Origin of the sequence: Acinetobacter sp. UBA3025 (assembly GCF_002367915.1) — a bacterium.
Taxonomy (GTDB): domain Bacteria; phylum Pseudomonadota; class Gammaproteobacteria; order Pseudomonadales; family Moraxellaceae; genus Acinetobacter.
On record NZ_DFDO01000001.1, the window covers coordinates 1 to 4070 of the forward strand.

Genomic DNA, 4070 nt, shown 5'->3' on the forward strand with positions numbered 1-4070 from the left:
TAACGCATCATTAGTTTGGCATTTTCATTTTTAAATGCACGCAGGATTTGCTGTCCTGCCCGACCGGTCGGGCTTAAACCCAGACGGCTTTGTTCCTGACGAATCGCCTGACGAGTTTTATCCCCAATCAGACCATCTACCTCACCAATATCATAGCCACGGTTTAACAGGAATTGTTGGATCTCGCGACGTTCCGCACGTGACGTGCCTGGATCATCGGTTGGCCAAGCTGCCCGAATGCTTCCCTTACCTTGTAAGCGGTCAGATAAATGTGCAATCGCTAAAGCATAACTTTCTGCTGCGTTATAGCTGTAAATAGCATCAAAGTTTTTAAAGACTAAAAATACCGGTCCATTTTCGCCTGCAGGTGCCAATAAGCCAGCCTGAGAAGATTCTGATAAATTGCCCTGTAATAGCGGAGTACCGTCAGCACGCACCACACCACGGTTCATCCAGCTACTCAGTGATTTTTTATTGCGTCGGCCTTCGCCTGCAACAGACATACCTTGTGGAATTTTTACTTCAAAGCCCCAAGGTTGGCCAGTCTGCCAGCCACGTTTTTTCAGGAAATTGGCTGTAGAAGCCAGTGCATCAGGAATACTGCCGACTAAATCACGACGACCATCCCCATCAAAATCAACCGCCAGCTCATCATAAGTCGATGGCATAAACTGAGTATGACCAAAAGCCCCCGCCCACGAACCTTTTAATTGGTTTTCATAGACATCACCCCGTTGCAGCAATTTCATGGTGGTAAAGAACTCACCACGGAAATAACTTTGACGACGGCCTTCACAACTCAAGGTACCCAAGGCCTGTAATAAAGGATATTTTCCGGAAATATCCCCAAAATTACTTTCTACGCCCCATACAGCTACGATCGTTTCTGCCGGCACTCCATAGGCTGCGCTAATCCGGTTTAATACCTCACGATGTTGCTGCAGTTTTTGTCGACCCAGCTGTACACGTTCTTCATCCACCAGTCCGGACAGATAATCCCAGATTGGGGTCGAAAACTCAGGCTGATAATTCAACTTTTCAATCACAGAATAATCAGGAGTTAAATTTTGCGTATAACGATCGTAGGTTGAACCACTTACGCCTTGTGCAATCGCCTGACTGCGCAAATTGGCAAGACAATTCTGAAAATTATTTTGGAACGCATAATTGACCGGACTGCTCGGCACAGAAGACATATCCGTTGATGTCACACGCTGACCATTAATAATTAGTTCTGCCTGTGCCTGTGTAGCAGCTAAAACCAAAGAACCAACAAAAAGTGCAAGCCGTTGCATAAGACCCTTAAATATTTAGATTTTGAATTATGTTTCTACCTTAGCAGTTCATGATGAAAATTAAAGCGCCAATACGTAAATTTAAATTCATAATTCCTACACTTTTGAATTCATTTTGTAGCTTTTAAATTTAAAAACTTATCCACAAACTCATTTTAAAATCAAATTAAGCTTATTTTTAAATTTAAATTCAAAATTCAGGAAATTACTTTTGAATTTAAAAAATGATTGTGGATAACTTGTCTTTAGATCAGAACTTTTCAATCAACCAAAGGCTTCTGGTATATAGCATTTCTATTTTAAATTCATTTTTATTAGGAGTACCTATTTTTAAATTCACTTATCAGCTTTTAAATTTGAATTCATATTTTTGAATTTAAATTTAAGCAGCGAAGTTTAAATTCAAAGTTCATTTTTAAATTTGAATTTATTTTTATGAATTTAAATTCAAAACCTATTTCCGGTTTTAAATTCAAACTCAATGTTAAGTTTATCCACAAGTGAATAACCCAGAATTCAGCTCAAAATAGGAGCAAGTTAAATTATTATATTTACACTCAATTGATCAGTTTATAAGCAATTGATTTTAAAAATGATCCGACCAATGGCAAGGGATTTTTAAAGAGGCGCAATCATGCCTGAATCTGGACAAATAAAAAAGCGATCACCGAAGTGATCGCTTTTTTTATCAGCAGCTTAAAGCTTAGATGGTCATATCTTCGCTCAATGCCAGCGGATTTGGCAAAATCTTCGCCAGTTGACGACATAAAGTGGTCAGCTGAGCACTATCAGTTGGCATCAAAGTGATGTGGCCAATCTTGCGACCTTCACGCTCTGACTTGTTATATAGATGCAAGTGAGCGCCTTCTAAAGCCAGGACATCTTCAGATTTGGGATGCTGACCGATAATGTTCACCATCACAGTTGGACGCACCACTTCAGTTGAACCCAGTGGTAGACCTGCGACCGCACGAACATGGTTTTCAAACTGCGAGCAAATAGCGCCTTCAATCGACCAGTGACCTGAGTTATGCACACGTGGTGCCATCTCGTTTGCATACAGGCCTTTGTCTGTCACAAACAGCTCAAGAGTCAATACACCCACATAATCCAAGTGATTCAGCAGGCGAGTGACGTAATCCTGCGCGACTGGTTGCAGATCCGCACTATTGGGAGCCGGAACAATCGAGTGCGACAGGATGCCGTTGTGGTGATGATTTTCAGCCAATGGCCAGGTTTTCACATCACCATTTTGACCACGTACCGCAATGATCGATACTTCACGCGAGAAAGTCACAAAACTTTCTGCGATCAGTTCACCAGCAGGGCCGAGTTCCGCCCAAGCCTGATCAATTTGATCAGCTGAACGTAAAACAAACTGACCTTTACCATCGTAACCACCACGAGAGGTTTTTAGCACGATCGGCAAGCCAAGCTCAGCCACGGCCGTCTGCAAGCTTTCCAGTGAAGTTACCGCTTTATACGGTGCAACCGGAATTTCCAGTTCATCAAATAGGGCTTTTTCAGACAGACGATGCTGTGCGATGGCTAAAGCCTGACGTGGTGGATGCAGATCTTTGTTTTGCGTTAAAACATCGATATCAGCCAATGGTGTATTTTCAAACTCCAGGCTAAAGACATCTGCGCTATTGATAAAGTCCTGCAAGCCATTTACAGCTTTGGTGGAGAAAACCGGACCTAAAGCCGCAGAAGGGCAGTCCGTATTGGCTTCAAAGAACGTACATTGAATATTTAGAGGTAGTGCGGCTTGTGCCATCATCCGACCGAGCTGACCGCCACCAAAAATACCGATGGTTTTATCCATTGTGTTTGATCCCGTATTAAGCTTGGACTTACATTTGACCTGGAATATTGTTACTTGCGACTTTCTCGGTTTGTGCCGCGCGGAAATCTGCGACATTTTTTGCGATCTCTGGACGGGTTAAACCTAAAATCTGTGCTGCCATAATGGCTGCATTGGTTGCACCGGCAGGACCGATCGCCAATGTTCCTACGGCGATACCCGCTGGCATTTGCACGATAGAAAGCAATGAATCGACACCATTTAAGATCGAAGATTTGACGGGTACACCTAGTACTGGCAAATCAGTTTTGGCTGCACACATACCTGGTAAATGCGCTGCACCACCTGCACCGGCAATAATCACCTGAATACCACGATCACGCGCTTGTTCAGCATATTCAAACAGACGGTCCGGGGTACGGTGTGCGGAAACGACTTCGGCTTCAAATGGGACACCAAGCTGCTTGAGCATTTTGGCAGTGTGTTCGAGAGTTGCCCAATCTGATTGAGAACCCATGATAATACCTACGAGAGGAGTATCTTGTGCAGCAGCCGCATTCATTGCAAATTTTCCAGAGATTAAAGTAAGAAAGATAAATCTCGACGAGAGAGCCAAGCTTGAATAGGAAGGCATATTATAGACTGATTTTTCAGCTTCATAAAATTTAACGGTCAAAGCAAGGCTCGATTTTTCTTATTTTTTTAATGAAATCTCAAAATCTGGAATAAAAATAGGGAAGTACACCACTTCCATAATATTAGGGGCTATGGAACACGAAATAGACACAGCCACACAGGCATAATCCTGCCCAGAGATAATCCAGTTTAAATGGCTGTTTAAACATAAACAGCATAAAGGGCACAAAAACCAGTAACGTCACCACTTCCTGTGTGATCTTCATCTGACCGACTGCGAGTCCGTGTTGCGCCATCAGCCGTGTTGCAGGAATCATCAGGCTATATTCAAATAA

Annotated in this window: 4 protein-coding genes; all 4 read right to left on the reverse strand. The window is 42.8% G+C overall.

Going from position 1 to position 4070, the window contains the following annotated elements; all coding sequences use genetic code 11:
- Nucleotides 1-1295 (reverse strand): lytic murein transglycosylase (locus B4J23_RS00005; RefSeq protein WP_291358071.1); only part of this gene is annotated, 1295 nt, incomplete at its 3' end.
- Nucleotides 1296-1998: 703 nt separating this feature from the next.
- Nucleotides 1999-3120: a 5-(carboxyamino)imidazole ribonucleotide synthase gene (locus B4J23_RS00010; protein ID WP_034171354.1), complete on the reverse strand. Its 1122-nt coding sequence runs from the start codon at nt 3118-3120 to the stop codon at nt 1999-2001.
- Between the two features lie 28 nt (nt 3121-3148).
- Complete coding sequence (purE, locus tag B4J23_RS00015) at nt 3149-3661, reverse strand: 5-(carboxyamino)imidazole ribonucleotide mutase (protein WP_004780321.1); 513 nt, start codon at nt 3659-3661, stop codon at nt 3149-3151.
- Nucleotides 3662-3857: 196 nt separating this feature from the next.
- A partial coding sequence (locus B4J23_RS00020) for a DMT family protein (protein WP_291358077.1) occupies nt 3858-4070 on the reverse strand: 213 nt, incomplete at its 5' end.